This window comes from Flavobacterium soli DSM 19725 (assembly GCF_000422705.1).
Lineage (GTDB): Bacteria > Bacteroidota > Bacteroidia > Flavobacteriales > Flavobacteriaceae > Flavobacterium > Flavobacterium soli.
This window is the reverse complement of record NZ_KE383907.1, coordinates 61,798-80,498: the sequence shown is the minus strand read 5'-3', so window position 1 is coordinate 80,498 and position 18,701 is coordinate 61,798. Positions and strand designations below refer to the sequence as shown.

The window sequence follows — 18,701 nt, the reverse complement described above, 5'->3', positions numbered from 1 at the left end:
GGTATAATCAATGCTTGTTAATCTCAAAAACTTTTAACCTATTTGTCAAATTGTTCTTTTAATTTCTTTGCTTTAGTCGCGTTTTTTTGCTTGTTCAAATATAAATCATATAACCTTTGAAAAGTGGTTTTTGAATTTCCAATTTCGTGGGCTTGTGTATAATTTTTCTCGGCTAGAGTATAACGTTTAAAGTATTCCGCAATTTTTCCTTTTGCGAGATAACCATCAACGGGAGAAATCTTTTGTAGCTCTTCGGCATATTTTGTAGCTTTTTTTTCGCTTCCGCCAACAATTGCAGGCAATTGCAAGTACAATTCAACCAATGCCCAACGGGAATCAACATGCTTCGGATCCAGTTTTGCAGCCATCAAAAAAGCATTCTCGATGTCATCAATCATTCCTAAAGCCTTGAATTTATTAGCATCTTTAGCTTTCATTCCCATTGCACCACCATATTTATATTGATAGTCGGCATTTCTAGGGAATTGATTTTTTATTTTCTCATAATACAAAATTGCCTTATCCCATTTTTTTTCATGTCCGGCTATATCGCCCAAATATTCTAAGGTCTTGGTATGATTCGGATGTGAAGAAAGGTGTTTTTCAAAAAGCAGTTCGGCCTGCGAATATTTTTCCTGCTTGAAAAGTTTTTCGGCCTTTTCAAAATCGGAAGCCACCATTTGAATTGAAAACAGTAAAATAAAAATCTTTATAAATTGCATAGCCTTAATTTGATTCAAAAATAGGAAAATGCTGAGAGAAAAGATTTATTTTTAGAAAATGTTTGACAAGTGTTCCAACCTTTTTATCAAATCTATACTCTATAAAAGAAATATCCTTTTTATGAAAAAAATATACTTACTCGCGCTGTTGTTATTTTCGACTATCTTCTATGCCCAAGATTTTGATAAAAATTGGAAGACTGTCTATCAATTTGAGCTTGATGGGCAAATAAAATCGGCTCAAGAAGAAGTGCAATCGATTTATAAAAAGGCCAAGAAAAAAAAGGATGAACCACAAATCATCAAGTGCTTTTTCTACCTCTCGAAGTTTGAGCAGGTTTTTGACGAGAAAGCTCAAACCACCATCATCAACAATCTCAAAAACGAGATTAAGGAGGCAAAACCTGTTTCGAAAGCAATTTTGAATTACCTCTATGCTGATATTCTTGAAAAGTATCAATCAAGTCATAGGTATATTATCAATAAAAGAACAGATTTAAAAAACCAAAAAAGCAATGATTTTCTAACCTGGACAGCGAAAGATTTTGATGAAAACATAGAAAAAGCGTTTGAAGAAGTAATGAAAAACGAAACGCTTTTACGCGAAACTCCTATCACAACCTACAAAGAAATTTTTGAAATTCCCGCTTATACTGATGGTAAAAACTTCTCCCTTTATGATTTTTTGATTGATAAAAATTTAAAATTTTACAAATCAAAAATAGCGTCTTGGAACTACAGAAACAATCCCGACAGCAAAGCTCTTTATCAAATATTTTACCAAGATTCAAAAGTTTTCGACCAACTAAAAATTGAAAAACTGACAGATGAAAACTTAAAAAAATATTTGAAATTGCTTCAAAATAATGAACGATACTATCTAGAAAAAAATCCTGAAAAGGCAGATTGGGCTTATTATGAACGACTTCAAGACATACATTCTATTTATGAAGATGAAGATTTATACCAAGAAAGCATCCAAGCTTTAGAACTCAAAACTGCTTCACTATTTTTGAAACAGCAGCTTCGAGCCGATCGAGCAGAAGTTTATATGCAAGAAGCTACAAAGAAGTCAAAAATCAATTATCATCAAAAAGCTTTGGCTTTGATTGATACTATTTTAACGATAAAAATCAATCCGAATGCTTTGTATGAATCCGAAGTCGTTAAAAACAATATTTTGAAAAAAACACTTAGCATCAACTTTCAAAAGCTGTTATATCCAAATGAAAACACGCGAGCTTTGGTGCATTTTCGAAATGTTGATTCGGTTACCATCAGTTATTATAAACTTCCTGTAAAATACAATGAGTGGTTCGACAACACCTATAACTATTACGACGAAAGTCGAAGAAACATCAACAAAGATTCGCTGTTTTTAGATTTTAAAATAAAAAATATTCCTGTAAAAACATACACTCAAAAATTACCGGAAAAAGGTGATCATTTTGAATATTCGACAGAAATCTTATTGAAGAAAATGGATATCGGGAATTATTTGATATTTATAGAAACACCAAATGACCCGGAAAATAATGCTTTTACGTATGACCAAATAACGGTTTCAAACTTTAGTGTGGTTACCGACCGAGATGCAAAATTCAACACGTTTCAAGTCCTGAATAGAAAAACTGGACAACCGATAGCGAATGCTGAAATCAAAAACGATCAGGAAAAAACACAAACCAATACAGTTGGAAAAGCTTCGTTCAAGATCAGGGAACGTCTAGAAAATAAAAGATATGACAACTTTATTATTGTGTCGAAAGGCAACGACACGCTTCGATCCTATTATGATAGGGCTTTTCGTTACGACAGTGATGAAGAGAAGCTTGATTATGAAAACTACGAAGCCAAAGCGATGGTGTATTTCGACCGCGCGATTTACCGTCCTGGACAAAAAGTGTTCTACAAAGGTATTCTGGTTAAGAAGCTCGACAAAGAAAAAAGCGTGGTTCCATTTGTGACCGTTCATGTCACGATCGAAGATGTGAATGCATCGGTATTGAACGAATTTGATGTTCAAACCAATGAATTCGGATCGTTTTCGGGTGAGTTTGATTTGCCAAAAAACACCTTGACAGGACAGTTTACTTTGACGGTTGATGAAGGAGATGATTATGAAAACGACAGCAACTATTATGACAAAAAAGAAGAAGAACACCGTTTTTGGGACCGAATCAATTATAGTGATGAAAAGTTTACGTTTCAAGTTGAAGAATACAAGCGTCCTACATTTGAAGTAAAATTTGATCAAATCAAGGAAAATTACACCATTGGCGATTCGATCAAAATTCGAGGAAATGCTAAGGCTTTGGCAGGAAATAATTTGATAAATGCAAAAGTTTCTTATTCTATATCAAAATATGTTCGAGGAATAAATGGCGGGTATGATGACGATACAAACTATATTATGGAAGAAATCTTTACCGATGAAAACGGGAACTTCACCATTAGTTTTTCGGCGACAGATGAAGATTTTGAGGACAATTATTTGGAAGAGGAAGAGGGCGAAAACGAAGATAAAAAGTCACAAGGCATCAAACTTTTTAATTTTACGATTGATGTTAGTGTGACCGACACCAATGGGGAAACCCGAACGGCTAAACAAAACGTGAACGTTGGTAAAGAAACTATGTCGCTCGAAGTGAATGTACTTCCCGAACTTTTTGTAGAAAACGAAAATAAACTTTCGATTCAAGCAACTACTTTAAACGGATATTCCATAAATGCTTCGGGTGAAATTAAAATTGAAAAAATTGAGAAGAAAAAGTTTCTAAAAAACCGATTATTTCAATTTCCAGAAATTCAAACCATTTCGCGTGCCGAATTCGAGCAACAATTTCCCTATGAACCCTATGATGCAACCGATAATGAGGAACAAATAATACCTGTAAAAACAATTGCATTCGACACTAAAGAAAGTCAAAACGTGAGTTTAGATTTCTTGAAAAATAGCGAAAAGGGTCGATATAAAATTACCACAACCGCTACCGATAGCAACAACAATCAAATTACAGTTGAAAATTATATTACCCTAAATTCAGTTCAACAACCAAACGGCAATGAAGAATTGTTCATTTTTACAGATGTTTCTAAACCAAATTCAACCCATTTTGAAATCTTGATTCAATCGGCAATTCCAGACTTGTATGTCACTTCACGTTTTTATGAAGATGAAAAATATGTTGAAAGCGAACAAGTTCAGCAACTTCAAAATGGTAAAACCCTTTTTAAACTCTTAAAGAAAAAAGACTATCAAAACAACTTGTATTTTCATTTTGCTACCGTTTGGGAAAACAAAACCGAAGTGAGAACTCACACCATAAAAAAAGAGCTCTTACAAGAAAAACTAAATTTTGAAGTCATCAGTTTACGCAATAAAATCGAACCTGGAAGTTTAGAAAATTGGTCGTTTAAGATCACCAATCCTAAACTCGAAGCCGAAATTTTGGCCAGTATGTATGACAGTTCACTTGATGAGTTTGCACAACGAAATTGGTCCGATATTGATTTTTATGAACGGTACAACCAACCCAATTTTCCGAATCTTAACATCGAATCAAACAGTTTTAAACGCATTTCCAATTTTGAAATGCCAAGCATCTTTTTTCCAACACCCACTTATAATCCAGAAATTAGTTGGTTTGGATTTGATTTCAACAATCCAAAAAATGAATATTTACGCAAAAAATATTTAGACAAAATAAAACCCAAAACTGAAATTCCTCAAAATTCAAAATTGGTTTCTGGAACTGTTATCGAAAGCGACTTGCCACTACCGGGAGTTACCGTTTCAGTTTTAGGAACAACACGAGGGACTCAAACCGACTTTGATGGTCGTTTTGAACTTGAAGTAGCAAAAGGGGAAGTCTTGCAATTTTCATACATAGGAATGAAGACGGTTGAAATGCCAGTTACTAAAAATAAAAAATATGAAATTGTGTTGGAAGAAGATTATGCTATGGGTCTTTCAGAAGTGATTGTGGTTGCTTATGGAACTCAAAGAAGGGAATCTGTTACGGGTGCTATAGGTGTTATTAGTGCAGACGACTTAGCAATCCAACAAAATCAATCTCCATTAAAAATGCTAATAGGAACTGTATCAGGAGTTAGCATGACTACTGCTGGAGGACAGCCCGGTAATAATCCAACCATTCAAATACGAGGCACTTCTTCCGTTTCCGACAAGAACAAACCCTTATTTATTATTGACGGTGTTCCTTTTGAAGGCGAACTTATGGATATAAATCAAAGTGATATTGAATCGCTATCGGTATTAATAGACAAATCAGCTGTATCTTTATATGGCTCTCGAGGATCAAATGGCGTTGTTATTATCACCACAAAAAACACCCTAAAAGAACTCGCACAAGTAAAAACTAGAACCAACTTCAACGAAACCGCATTCTTTTACCCCCATTTAAAAACCGATGTTAACGGACATTTTTCATTCCAATTTACCAATCCAGAATCGTTAACAAGATGGAAATTGCGTTTGTATGGTCATAACAAGAAAGCAGAATCGGGCTATTTTCAAACCGATGTGATTTCGCAAAAAGACGTGATGGTACAAACCAATATGCCACGATTTGTTCGAGAAAAAGATACCCTAAACATTTCGGCAAAAGTGGTAAACATGACCAATGAAACCAAAGCTGGAATCGCAATGTTACTGCTTTATGACGCCACCAACATGCAACCGATTGACAGCATTTCAATCAACACCCAAAACACCCGAAACTTCGTTTGCAAGCCAAAGGAAAGTGTGGCGGTAAACTGGACGATAACCATTCCCGAAGGTTTACAAGGCTTGCAGTATAAAATCGTAGCCAAATCTGGTAACTTTAGTGATGGAGAAGAAAACATTTTGCCGGTTTTATCCAACAAAGTTTTGATTACCGAAAGTATTCCGATTTGGATGAAAGGTAACACGAAGAAAGAATTTGTATTTGAGAATCTGAAAAACAACACATCTAAAACCCTTAAAAATCATCAATTTACGTTAGAATATACTTCAAATCCTGTTTGGTTTGCTTTGCAATCCCTGCCCTATTTGATGGAATATGAACATGAATGTGCAGAACAAACTTTCTCACGATATTATGCCAATTTTATCGCTACGGAATTGCTCAATAGCAGTCCAAAAGTAGCGGCTTTATTCGAAAGTTGGAAAAACAATCCAGCTTCTACTTCAAAATTAAATCTGAATGAAGAGCTAAAATCCATCGTGTTGAGTGAAACGCCATGGTTGCTTGACGTCGAAAATGACGAACTGAAAAACAAGCGTTTGGCATTGTTGATGGACTTGAACACGATGAAAGAATCGATGGAAACTACTTTCAAAAAAATAACCGAAAAACAAATGCCGACGGGCGGATTTTCATGGTTTGACGGCGGAAACGAGAATGTGTACATCACCCAACATATTGTGGCAGGTCTTGGTCATTTGAACAAAATGTTTCCCGAAAAAACTTCACAACTGGAGACCATCACAGCCAAGGCGATCCCTTATTTAGATCAAAAATTCATCCAAAACAATACGATAAAAAACCATCAAATCGATTATTATGCTTATTCAAATTTGCATTACCTCTATGCTCGAAGTTTTTACGAAGAAAAAATGCCAGTTTCCACCAAAATTGATTCGATTATCACTATTCAAAAGGTAGAATTCAAGGCCAATTGGATACATTATTCACTTTATAAAAAAGCACTTTTAGCCTTGACAATGCACCGTTTTGGGGATCAAGATTTTGCTAAAAAAATCATCAATCATCTAAAGGAAACTTCCGCACGAAACGATGATTATGGCATGTATTGGATTGAAAATACCAATGGTTATTATTGGTACAATTCGGCTATTGAAACCCAAGCTTTGCTAATTGAGGCGTTTACAGAAATAGAAAAAGACAAGACCTATGCAAATGAAATGAAAGCCTGGCTGCTCAAAAACAAACAGGCCAACCATTGGCCTACCACAAAAGCAACCACCGAAGCCGTTTATGCTTTGCTCCTCCAAGGAAATGATTGGACCAGTATCAAAGACAACACGGTTTTTAAAATGGGTGATGAAAAAGTATTGACCAAGAAGCTATCCTCAAAAGAGAAAGAAGCAAATACTGGTTATATCAAAATGAACTGGAAAGCCGATGAAATTACCAATGATATGGGAACAATTTCGATACAAAACAAATCCGAAGTTCCAGGTTATGGTGGTGTGTATTGGCAGTATTTTGAAGATCTAGAAAACATCAAAACCGACAGTACGGCTGCCTTATCGGTTACAAAAAATCTATACAAAAAAATCAAAACCACTCAAGGAAATGAATTGGTGGAAGTAGCCGAAGAAACCCTGAAAACGGGCGATCTCATTACCATCCGATTGATTGTAACTACTGAAACTGATTTGCAATTTGTCCATCTAAAAGATCTTCGAGCCTCCTGTTTTGAGCCAGTTGATGTGATTTCGAAATATGAATGGCATGACCGTCTTAGCTATTACAGAAGCACGAAAGATGCTGCAACTCATTTCTTTTTTGACGAAATTAAAAAAGGAATTTATGTGCTAGAATATGATGTGAGGGTCAACAATGTGGGACACTTCAACGACGGAATATCTACGCTTCAAAGCATGTATGCTCCAGAATTTAGTGTGCATTCTAAAGCAATCCAAGTGAAAGTAAACTAATAAAAAAACCGTTTCAATCACTTGAAACGGTTTTTCTTGAATTAATAACAGTACCTTTTATTTGATGATCGTCATTTCATCAATAATATGTTTTGCACCCGAAAATTTATCGATGATCCAAAGCACATAACGAATATCAACGTTGATGGTTCTTTGCAAATTTGGATCGAAGATTACATCTCCCGCCATTGCTTCGATATTTCCATCAAATGCCAAACCGATCAATTCTCCTTTTCCGTTCAATACTGGCGAACCTGAGTTCCCTCCTGTGATATCGTTATCAGTCAAGAAGTTAACAGGCATATAACCTGCAGGATCTGCATATTGACCATAATCTCTAGCTTCGTTCATTTGCACAATTTTCTTTGGCATGTCAAATTCGTCGTCACCTGGAACATATTTTTTCACCATTCCATCCATTGTGGTATAGTTGTTAATCTTAGCATCGTTACGTTTATCAGCTGGCAAAGCTCTAACTTTTCCGTATGTCAAACGAAGAGTTGAATTTGCATCTGGATATTCGATCGCATTCAATTTAGACTCACGTAAACCTTCCACCATCAAACGGTATGATCTACCAAAATCGTTTTCCATCTTGGCAAGTTCGTCTGATTTGGCTCTCATTTTCGTTTGCAGATCAGTAGAAATCAAGTACAAAGGATCATTCGTGATTAGTTCAGGTTTTGGGTCTTTCATGAAAGCCTCAACTGCCGCTCTCGAAGCAAAGATACTTTTGGCGAAAGCCTCATTGATGTCATTTGTAAAGTCACCATTGTTTGCTTTTTTCAATTGTGCAATGTAAGTAGGCAAACCAAAAGCAGCACCTTTCGAGCTGTATAAATTCAGTTGGGCAATCAAAACGTCTTTTTCCAAAGGAGCATAAAATTCTCCATAATAAGCATCTAATGCAGCTTCGATTCTAGGAAGCATTTCGGCTTTCTTAGCGTCATTTTCCTTTTGATAAGCCAGTAATCCGGTTCCTAAGTTAGCTGGAAGCATCCCTAAAGTTGCCGTTCTCATCAATTGTTGCAAATAGCTATCATGTCCTGATTTTACATTTGTAGTGTTATAATAGTTGTTGATAGTCGAAACTACGTTACCATATTTTGCCTTGTTAGCTTTTTTATTGGCCCATTTTTCAAACTTAGCTTCTTGTGCAGCCTTCGTTTTTGCAGTTCCAAATTTCGACAAAGCATCGATCATTCCTTGACGGTTTTTCCAGTAATTCGCTGTCGAAGCATATTTTGAAGCATACATCAAGTTTACTTTTTCGTCCTTGTCCATATACTTTTTCATCACATCCATACCTGTTTTTGCTCCTTCAACCCATGCAGGATAAGCATACTTCACGTTCTGATCTATTCCGCCAGCTGGCATCCAGCGGTTGGTTCTTCCAGGATAACCCAGAATCATAGCAAAATCATTTTCCTTCACACCTTTCAAGCTAACGGGCAAATGGTGTTTTGGTTTCAACGGCACATTATCAGTAGAATATTCAGCAGGATTTCCGCTCGCATCGGCATAGACTCTAAACATCGAGAAATCCCCTGTATGACGTGGCCACTCCCAGTTATCCGTGTCACCACCAAATTTTCCAACACTTTCAGGAGGAGTACCTACCAATCGAACGTCTTTATAATCTTGGTACACGAAATAGTAGTACTCATTTCCTTGAAAAAACGGACGAACAGAAACAGTATATTTTCCGCCTTCATCATTCTCTTTCTGAATTTTTGCAATCTCTTGATTGATTGCTTTTTCGCGTTCCAACTCCGTCATCTGGTCGTTCACAACACCCAAAATTCTTTTCGAAACATCATCCATACGAACAAAGAAACGAACATACAATGATTTTGGCTTCATCTCAGCTTTTCTGTCAGCTGCCCAAAAACCATTCTTTAAATAATTTTTTTCTTCAGTAGAAAGTTCAGCGATAGCATCATATCCACAGTGGTGATTCGTTAAAACCAAACCATCTTTCGACACGATTTCAGCCGTACAACCACCATTAAATTGAACAATTGCATCCTTCAAACTGTGGTTGTTAATACTATAAATTTCTTCTGCAGTTAGTTGCAGTCCCATTTTTTCCATATCCCTATGGTTCAATCTTTCAATAAACATCAGGAACCACATTCCCTCATTTGCCTTCATACTGGCTGGAAGAGCCACTAACGAAAGGGTAAGGAATAAAATAATTTTCTTCATTTTTATAAATTAGTTAGTTAATCGACAGGCTTTAAAAAATTAAAGCCTATTTTTTTAAGGGTGCTAATATACCTCTTTTTGAGAACCCGATTCCTATAAAAACATACAAACTAAAACGTTATAGTTGACATTTAACGTTTCTTTTAGAATATGCAGCATTTGGGCGAATGGCCAGGCTGTCCGTTCTATCTTTTCCCTCTTAAAGAAAGAGGGAAAAGGATGCCACTTCAATCCCTATCGCGGTTCTTGCTATAATCAAGATTTATTTCCAAAAGAAAACCCTTCCTAAAAAGCACAAAAAAACCACCCGATTGGATGGTTTTAGTATAAATCTTAAAAAAAAATTTACTTGAATATAGTATTAAACAAACCGGTCACAAAAGCACCAGCCAATGATTCGGCACTGCTTGGATAATAAAAATCCCTATCAACTGCCAAATAACTTCCTCCAGGATTTGCTGTTACTCTTTGAGAAGTATAAAATCCTTGATTTTGGATGTAATCATATTTGAAAATACTGTTCAAATCATAAAATGAAACCACCGAAACATCTTTGAACTGCTTCATGTCAATCGAAAAAGTAATATCCGAAATATCAAGCTTGCTCCAATCGTATTTTGAAGGTGCAATTTTAAAATAGGTAGAATCTGAGACATTTTGAGAATGTCCTGCTAAACCAGCAAACAATAAAAACAATACGATTAGCTTTTTCATATTATTGGTTGTTTTCTTCATTCAACATTTTCCATAATTTATCTTTCAATTCCGTCAACCCTTGCTGGGCAACCGAGGAGATAAACATATACGGAATATCCTTAAAATCCTTATCCAACTGTGTTTTCAATTCAGCTTTCAACTCGTCATCGAGCATGTCACATTTTGAAATCACCAGCATTCGCTCCTTATCGAGCATTTCAGGATTATATTTTGTCAATTCGTTTACCAAGATATCATATTCTGCCTTAATATCCGGAGTATCAACAGGAACTAAAAACAACAAAGTTGAATTTCTTTCGATGTGACGCAAGAAATAATGTCCAAGACCTTTTCCTTCGGCAGCACCTTCAATAATTCCAGGAATATCGGCAATCACAAACGATTGATAATCACGATAGGCCACAATTCCTAAATTCGGTTTCAAGGTTGTAAACGGATAATCGGCAATTTTTGGTTTTGCAGAAGTTAGAACCGACAGCAAAGTAGATTTTCCAGCGTTTGGGAAACCAACCAAACCAACATCTGCCAAGACTTTCAATTCCAAAATCATATCCATCTCAATAGAAGGCATTCCAGGTTGTGCATATCTTGGTGTTTGGTTCGTCGAACTTCTAAAATGCCAGTTCCCCAAACCACCTTTCCCACCTTGAGCTACAATTCTTTTCTCGCCGTGTTCGGTAATTTCAAATAAAATTTCATTCGTTTCCTTGTCGCGAACCACAGTCCCCAATGGCACTTCGATAAATTTATCTTCTCCGTCGTGACCTGTACTTCTATCGCCACCACCATCACCACCGTGACCAGCTTTGATATGTCGGGCGAATTTCAAGTGAAATAACGTCCACAAACTTTTGTTTCCAACCAAATAAACGTGACCACCACGACCACCATCTCCACCATCTGGACCACCTTTTTCAATAAATTTCTCTCTATGCAAATGCGTTGAACCTTTCCCTCCTTTTCCGGATGAAACATATATCTTAACGTAATCTACGAAGTTCCCCTCTGTCATCTTTTCTATTTTTGCTTTTTCAAAACAACTCTGATTAAAAATACCTGACAGCCACTGGCTGTCCTCCTTTTAATTTCAAATCTTATGTCATTTTTTTAGTTTTCAGTTTTCATCTCAGTTTTACAACTGTGAATAATAACTATTTATTTCTGCAATGATTTCACCATTACTTTGTCAATCTTTACACCATCCATATCGATAACTTCGAGTTCAAAATGGTTCCATATTAGTTTTTCTCCCTGTTTTGGGATATAGGATAGTTCAGTCATGATCAAACCACTAACGGTTGTTACTTCATAATCATTAATGAGCTCGTCTAATTCAAAATAGGTAAGGAAATCGTGCAACGAATAATGTCCGTCCACAAGCCATGTTCCGTCTTCCCTTTCCACAAGTTGAAAATCTTCTTTATAAAAATCTGAAGCATCTCCAACCAACGCTTCCAAAATATCATTCAATGTTATAACACCCTGAAAAACACCATATTCATCTGACACAAAAGCATAATGAATACCGCTTTTCTTGAAATTCTCTAACGCTTTGTAAGCCGTGGTTTGTTCCATAATAAATGGAGCATCGGTCATTATCTCGTTCAGATTGAAATTGTCTTTTTCGATATTGGCGAAAATATTTTTAAGATTTACAACCCCAACAATATCATCATAATTATCGCCATAAACTGGATAAATCGAATGCAATTCCTTCAACATCATATCTCTAACCTGATTTTTATCAGAATTTAGCGGAAGAAAAACAACTGATTTTCTGTGCGTCATCAGCGAATTTACTTTCCTATCCCCAATATGAAAAACACGTTCCACAATGTCCTGTTCAATTTCCTGAACTTCTCCACCTTCGGTTCCTTCCTTAATGATGGCCTTAATTTCTTCCTCGGTTACTTTTCCTTCGGCAGATGGCTTGATCATTAATACTTTCAATAAAAACTCCGTAGAAATCGTTAGCAACCAAATAAAAGGAGCAGTAATAATTGAGATCACCTTCATTGGTAGAGCTACTGCTTTTGCAATGGCTTCTGGATGGTTCAAACCGATTCGTTTAGGCAATAACTCTCCTAAAACAAGGGAGAAAAAAGTAAGAATTACCACAACAATTCCCACTGCGATTGAATCTGCATAAGGTTTTAAAGATGCAAATCCTTCTACAAAAACTTGAACATCAGTAGTAATTTTATCTCCAGAAAAAATACCCGTCAGAATTCCGATTAACGTAATTCCGATCTGAACGGTCGATAAAAATTTATTTGGCGAATTGGCTAATTCCAATGCAGCTTTCGCACTTGCATTTCCTTTTTTTGCAGCATTCTCCAAACGGTTCTTTCGGGCAGAAATCAGTGCAATCTCCGACATCGAGAAAACGCCGTTTAGAATGATCAAGAAAAGAATTATAAGTATTTCCAATGTATGGAGTGTTCGTTAGTACTAGTGTTTGTGCTGAATTATAATTTTTCAATCACATTGCTCAATCTTTCTGTAATTTCTTCGATTGAACCTATTCCGTTTACAGGATAGAATTTATTTTGTCCTTTGTAATAATCCATCAAAGGAGCTGTCTTTTCGTTGTATTCTTGGTAACGGTTTCTGATTTTTTCCTCATCTTGGTCATCAATTCTACCAGAAGTTTTTCCTCTTTCTAACAATCGCTTTACCAAAATTTCATCATCGGCTTCCAAAGCAATTGTGGCTGTAATTTCTTGTTGCTTAGAACTCAAAAAAGCATCTAATGCTTCAGCTTGTGCAATTGTTCTAGGAAAACCATCAAATAAAAATCCTTTTGCTGCTGGGTTTTTATCTACTTCACTTTCCAACATTTTAATAGTTACTTCATCTGGAACCAAATCTCCTTTATCCATAAAGGTTTTTGCCAATTTTCCTAAATCTGTATCGTTTTTGATGTTAAACCTGAAAATATCTCCTGTAGAAAGGTGCACTAAATTGTATTTTCCTTTTAAAAATTCTGCTTGTGTTCCTTTTCCAGCTCCAGGTTTCCCGAATAAAACTATGTTAATCATTTTTTCTAAAAAGTTGTTGTTGTTATTTGTGTTGTTGTTATTCTAATTACTATTCCGCAAGTTGGTAAACATCAGATAAATTTCTTCCTAGTCCATCATAATCCAATCCATAACCAACGATAAATTTGTTCGGAATTCTGATTCCTACATAATCCAGCTTGATGTCTTTTTTATAAGCTTCAGGCTTGAAGAACAAGGTTGCAATCTTGAAATGCTTCACATTTTGAGCCTTCAAAATATCTTTCAAAACTTCTATTGTGTTGCCTGTATCCACAATATCTTCTACGATTACGACTGTTCTTCCCGTCAAATCTTGGTTCAAACCAATCAATTCATTTACAGAATTTGTCGTTTGAGTTCCCTCATACGAAGCCATTTTCACAAAACTAACTTCACACATGCCTCTGTAATGCTTCATCAAATCGGCCAAAACCATAAAAGAACCGTTCAAAACACCTATGAATACTGGAATTTCATCAAAAAAATCATCATCCATTTGTTTTGCCATGTTCACCAATGCAAAATCAATTTCTTCTGCCGATATAAACGGAACGAAGTGCTTGTCGTGGATTTGTATCACAATAAATCGTTTTAAGTATAAGGTGCAAATATACTAAAAACCCCAACAGCTATTTTATAATTAATTTCACATTTATTATAATTTTATTAATGTTAAAAAATTTCTAATATTCAATAAATTAAAGAGGTAGAAAAAAATAAAAGCCGTAATTTCAAACTTGAAAAAGAACAAACCTCTAAATCCCCACAAGCTATAACGAAAGCGGAAACACAATTTGGCAAATCAGAGCAAATAAATAAAAATTCTAACACAGATTTCACAGATTATCACAGATTTTTGGAGGTGGCGAATCTGTGATAATCTGTGAAATCTGTGTTCATAAAACCGCGTTCAATGAAAAAGAATTATTTTCTATTAATAATCCTCTTCTCTTTCTCTTTAAAATCATTTTCTCAATCTGATACCATTTTCAAAGGTGAGATCCTCAAGGAAGTAACAATAAGCAATTTCCATATCAACGACAGTTTGCTCAATGCTCCAGCTTCAATAGGGATTCTCTCCGAAAAGGAACTGCAAGCCAATAACAACACCGATATTTCCGTTGCCTTAAACCGAATTCCTGGTGTTTATATGCAATCGGCAAACGTGACGACCAACAGAATTTCCATTCGTGGAATTGGAGCGAGAACACCTTACGGAACCAACAAAATCCGAGCTTTCTACGGCAACATTCCACTAACTTCCGGCAATAGCGAAACCACCATCGAAGACATCGATCTGGAAAACATCAGCCAAGTGGAAATCATCAAAGGGCCACTTTCCAGCATTTATGGAGCAGGTTTGGGTGGTGCCATTTTGATTACCCCGAAAAACAATCTGCATCAAAACACAGCTTCAATCAGTACCGTTCACGGCTCGTTCGGATTGGTAAAAAACACCTTGAATTACGGATTAAACACTAACACTTCGAGTCTCAATATCAGTTATCACCATCTAAAAACCGACGGTTGGCGGGAAAACAGCTCCTACAATCGAGAAGGAATCACACTTGCCGGCGAATTGTTCCGAAAGGAAAAAAGCAAGTTCAGTTATTTCTTTAATCATACCTATCTAAAAGCGTTTATTCCGAGCTCTATCAACAAGGAAATGTTTGACAATAATCCGCAAGCCGGAGCCCCCACTTGGGTTGACTCAAAAGGCTTCAAGCAATACAAATCGGTTTTGGGAGGACTTTCGTATGAGTTTGAAATCAGCAAAAACTTAAAAAATGCCTCTTCGGTTTTCATCAATTACAAGGACAATAACGAACCTCGTCCTTTTGATGTGTTGCGACAATATAATTTTGCTTATGGTGCTAGAACAGCCTTTACAGGAAGTTTTGCTATCGGAACAATTAAAAGCAATTTCAATTTTGGAGCAGAATATTTTCGGGATGATTATACCGGAAAAACATTCGAAAACCTTTATGAAGAAAATAATGATTTAGGCAGTTTGCAAGGCAATCAACTCACGCAAAACTACCAGAAACGCAATTTCTACAATGCTTTTGCACAACTACGTTTTGCCTTTTCCAATCAATTCGAATTCCAAACGGGATTGAATGTCAACAAGACCCAATTTGAATTAGACTCAACGTTTCCAATAGAAGATGCTTTTACCGAAAGTTATAGCTATGGCGCCATTTGGTCGCCTCAACTTTCGTTTTTATACAAACCAAGTTCTTTAAAAACACTTTATATTTCGGCAAGCCGAGGTTTTTCGCTTCCAAGCGTCGAAGAAACCTTGACAGCAAACGGCACCATCAATTCTAACATCAAGCCCGAAAGTGGCTATAATTTTGAAATCGGCGGGAAGTTCTATCTGCTAAACAAGAATTTATACACAGAATTTTCAATCTATTCTATGCAAATCAACGATTTACTAGTTGCTCAAAGAATTGGCGACGACCAATATGTTGGCATAAATGCTGGCAAAACACTCCATCAAGGAATAGAATTTTCAGCAGACTATACCCTTAGAATAAACCATTTCCTGACACTGAATCCGTTTGTTGCAGCATCGATTGGAAAATATGAGTTCAAAGAATTTATTGACAATGATTTCTCAGGAAATGAACTCACTGGAGTTCCGTCAAATAAAGCAAATGCCGGAATAAGCTTCAATACAAAATTTGGCCTCTACCTTTCTGCCGACTATCAATTTGTGGATGAGATTCCACTAAACGATGCTAATTCTGTTTACAGCGACAGCTATGAGATCATCAATCTAAAAGCAGGTTATAATTTTGAAGTATTTAAAGGATTTACCTCTAAAATTGCTTTTGGAATCAACAACATCGCCAACGAAAAATATGCCTCGATGGTTTTGGTCAATGCTACCGCTTTTGGAAATGCCACTCCAAGATATTATTACCCAGGGCTTCCTGTCAATTATTATGGGAATGTTTCATTTGAATACGTGTTTTAATATTAACACTTATTATTCAAAAAACAACGAAACAAGAATATAATTAATCCACATACAACTACAATCACCATTATCAATAGACGATAATATCTAGAATTTTGATACATATTATATGCACTATCATTTGGCAACTTATTAGAATTTTTCAATTCTTTGATACCATACAATACAATTATTATGATAAGTAGAAGGGAAACAATTTGCATATCGCATTTTAATCTCAAATGTAGATAAAAAACTTGTTTTAAATTAACAACTCTATAACTCCCACCCTTTTTTAAATTAACTTTCTTTGCAACATGTAACAATTTTGTTAAACCACAGTCTTACATTCAAATCAAATCTAAAAAAGATGAAATTAAGAGTTCAGAATCTCAAAAGTTTTTACTTTTTGGCAATAACAATGTCATTTTTAAACTTCAATGCTACGGCACAATCAAAAGACAAGCAAATACAAGTAGATATCGACTTGAATGTAGTAAAAGACGATCAAGTCATGGTCACCGTTACCCCACCAAAAATCAGCAGTAACGAAGTCACCTATCACGTTCCAAAGATCATCCCAGGCACCTATTCTGAAGACGATTATGGCAAATTCATAGAAAACTTAAAAGCCTATGATGCCAAAGGAACAGCCTTGACTGTTGCAAAACTAGAGGACAACTCATGGAAAATCAGCAATGCAAAAAAGCTCAGCAAGATTACCTATTATGTAAACGATACTTATGATATCGAAGACACCCACGACATCTTTTCACCAGCCGGAACCAATATCGAGGAAGGCAAAAACTTCATGATCAACACCCATGCTTTCGTAGGCTATTTTTCAGACATGATCGAGTTTCCCTACAAAGTGAATATTGCACACCCAGCAACACTTTGGGGAGCTACGGCAATGGTCGATAAGGACGCCAGCGACACAAAAGACACGTTCAACACCTCCCGTTATGCCGAATTGGTAGAGAATCCTATCATGTATTCTAAACCAGACTACACCACATTTACAGTAGACGGAATGGAAATCATCATCGCGGTCTATTCTCCAAACGGACTTATAACGGCCGAAAGCATCACCCCAGAGATGAAAACCATGATGACCGCTCAAAAAAATTTCTTGGGCAAATTCAATTCAACTAAAAAATATGCAGTATTGCTATACCTGTCAGACATGAACCGTGCCGATGCAAATGGCTTTGGAGCTTTGGAACACCCAACTTCTACAACCGTAGTCATGCCGGAAATGATGCCAAAAGAACAACTGGCAGAACAACTAAAAGATGTCGTTTCCCACGAATTTTTTCACATCGTAACACCGCTTACGATCCACTCAAAAGAAATCCAAAACTTCGACTACAACACACCAAAGATGTCACAACACTTATGGATGTATGAAGGAGTGACAGAATATTTTGCAAATCTGTTCCAAGTCAATCAAGGCCTCATCACCGAAGAACAATTCTACCAAAGAATGAACGGGAAAATTGCCAATTCACTGCAAATGGACGACACGATGCCCTTCACAAAAATGAGTGCCGAAGTCTTGAAAAAGCCCTACAAGGACCAATACCTAAACGTTTACGAAAAAGGAGCATTAATCGCAATGTGCATCGACATCACAATCAGAGAAAAAAGCAATGGCGAAAGAGGAATTCTCGACCTGATGCAAAAACTTTCCAACGAATATGGAACTCAAAAAGCATTTGACGACAAAGATCTTTTTGCAAAAATAACACAGCTCACCTACCCAGAAGTGGGCGAATTCCTAAACACGTATGTTGCAGGACCAACTCCAATTCCATACGAAAAATACTTTGCAAAAATGGGCGTTACAAAAACCACAATGCAAGTTCCAGGGAATATTTTTGTCCACAATCAAGCACCCGTTATCACAGTTCTCGACCCTTCAACAAAGGAATTACTAATCATCCCAGGAGCCGAATTGAACGATTTCATGAACACCATCGGCATCAAAGGAGGCGACGTTCTACTCGCCATCAACGACGTAAAATACAACCTCGATAACGTCAACGATCTGATCATGATGAGCATGGCCATCAAGGAAGGCGACCCACTAACCTTTAAAATGAAACGCGACGGTCAAGAGCTAACCCTAAAAGGAAACGCAAAAATCCCAATGGACGAAACCGAAGGATTCCAAGCATCAGATGCAACCAAAAACAAGTTAAAAGAAGCTTGGCTAAAAGGATAAGGAGCGAATCATTTGGCAGAGAATAAATCCATATTCCTGCTGGATGCACTATCTTTTGTTCCGAACCCCGGAACAAAAGGATAGTTGCAACCATCAGGGCTAGAAAGCCCTCCATAAACCTGAACCG

The 18,701-nt window shown here is 36.4% G+C and carries 10 protein-coding genes; 3 read left to right on the top strand and 7 right to left on the bottom strand.

All coding sequences use genetic code 11. The features are described from left to right. Positions 1-38: 38 nt before the first annotated feature. Positions 39-722, bottom strand: a complete 684-nt coding sequence (locus G508_RS0115850; RefSeq protein ID WP_026706226.1) for a tetratricopeptide repeat protein — start codon at positions 720-722, stop codon at positions 39-41. A gap of 121 nt (positions 723-843) precedes the next feature. Here G508_RS0115850 and G508_RS19670 point away from each other — a divergent pair, with 121 nt between their 5' ends. Then, positions 844-7,413: an alpha-2-macroglobulin family protein gene (locus tag G508_RS19670; RefSeq protein ID WP_169628046.1), complete on the top strand. Its 6,570-nt coding sequence runs from the start codon at positions 844-846 to the stop codon at positions 7,411-7,413. Between the two features lie 57 nt (positions 7,414-7,470). Here the strand turns inward: G508_RS19670 and G508_RS0115840 are convergent, their stop codons facing one another. From G508_RS0115840 to hpt, 6 genes are all read right to left on the bottom strand, one after another. Next, positions 7,471-9,621 carry a S46 family peptidase gene (locus G508_RS0115840; protein WP_026706224.1) on the bottom strand — a complete coding sequence of 717 codons (2,151 nt, stop codon included), beginning with the start codon at positions 9,619-9,621 and terminating at the stop codon, positions 7,471-7,473. Positions 9,622-9,966: 345 nt separating this feature from the next. Then, positions 9,967-10,335 carry a hypothetical protein gene (locus tag G508_RS0115835; RefSeq protein ID WP_157486070.1) on the bottom strand — a complete coding sequence of 123 codons (369 nt, stop codon included), beginning with the start codon at positions 10,333-10,335 and terminating at the stop codon, positions 9,967-9,969. Position 10,336: 1 nt separating this feature from the next. After that, positions 10,337-11,350: a GTPase ObgE gene (obgE, locus tag G508_RS0115830; protein ID WP_026706222.1), complete on the bottom strand. Its 1,014-nt coding sequence runs from the start codon at positions 11,348-11,350 to the stop codon at positions 10,337-10,339. Between the two features lie 143 nt (positions 11,351-11,493). Then, positions 11,494-12,768, bottom strand: a complete 1,275-nt coding sequence (locus G508_RS0115825; protein WP_084626006.1) for a hemolysin family protein — start codon at positions 12,766-12,768, stop codon at positions 11,494-11,496. Positions 12,769-12,806: 38 nt separating this feature from the next. Next, on the bottom strand, positions 12,807-13,379 hold the full coding sequence (locus G508_RS0115820; protein WP_026706220.1) for an adenylate kinase: 573 nt from the start codon (positions 13,377-13,379) through the stop codon (positions 12,807-12,809). A gap of 49 nt (positions 13,380-13,428) precedes the next feature. After that, complete coding sequence (gene hpt, locus G508_RS0115815) at positions 13,429-13,959, bottom strand: hypoxanthine phosphoribosyltransferase (RefSeq protein ID WP_035695021.1); 531 nt, start codon at positions 13,957-13,959, stop codon at positions 13,429-13,431. A gap of 333 nt (positions 13,960-14,292) precedes the next feature. Here hpt and G508_RS0115810 point away from each other — a divergent pair, with 333 nt between their 5' ends. Both G508_RS0115810 and G508_RS0115800 read left to right on the top strand, forming a co-directional pair. Next, positions 14,293-16,365, top strand: coding sequence for a TonB-dependent receptor (locus G508_RS0115810; protein ID WP_035695019.1), 2,073 nt, complete (start codon positions 14,293-14,295; stop codon positions 16,363-16,365). Between the two features lie 403 nt (positions 16,366-16,768). Beyond that, entirely contained in the window at positions 16,769-18,574 is a 1,806-nt protein-coding gene (locus tag G508_RS0115800; protein ID WP_157486068.1) for a M61 family metallopeptidase, read from the top strand. The last annotated feature ends 127 nt before the right edge of the window (positions 18,575-18,701 follow it).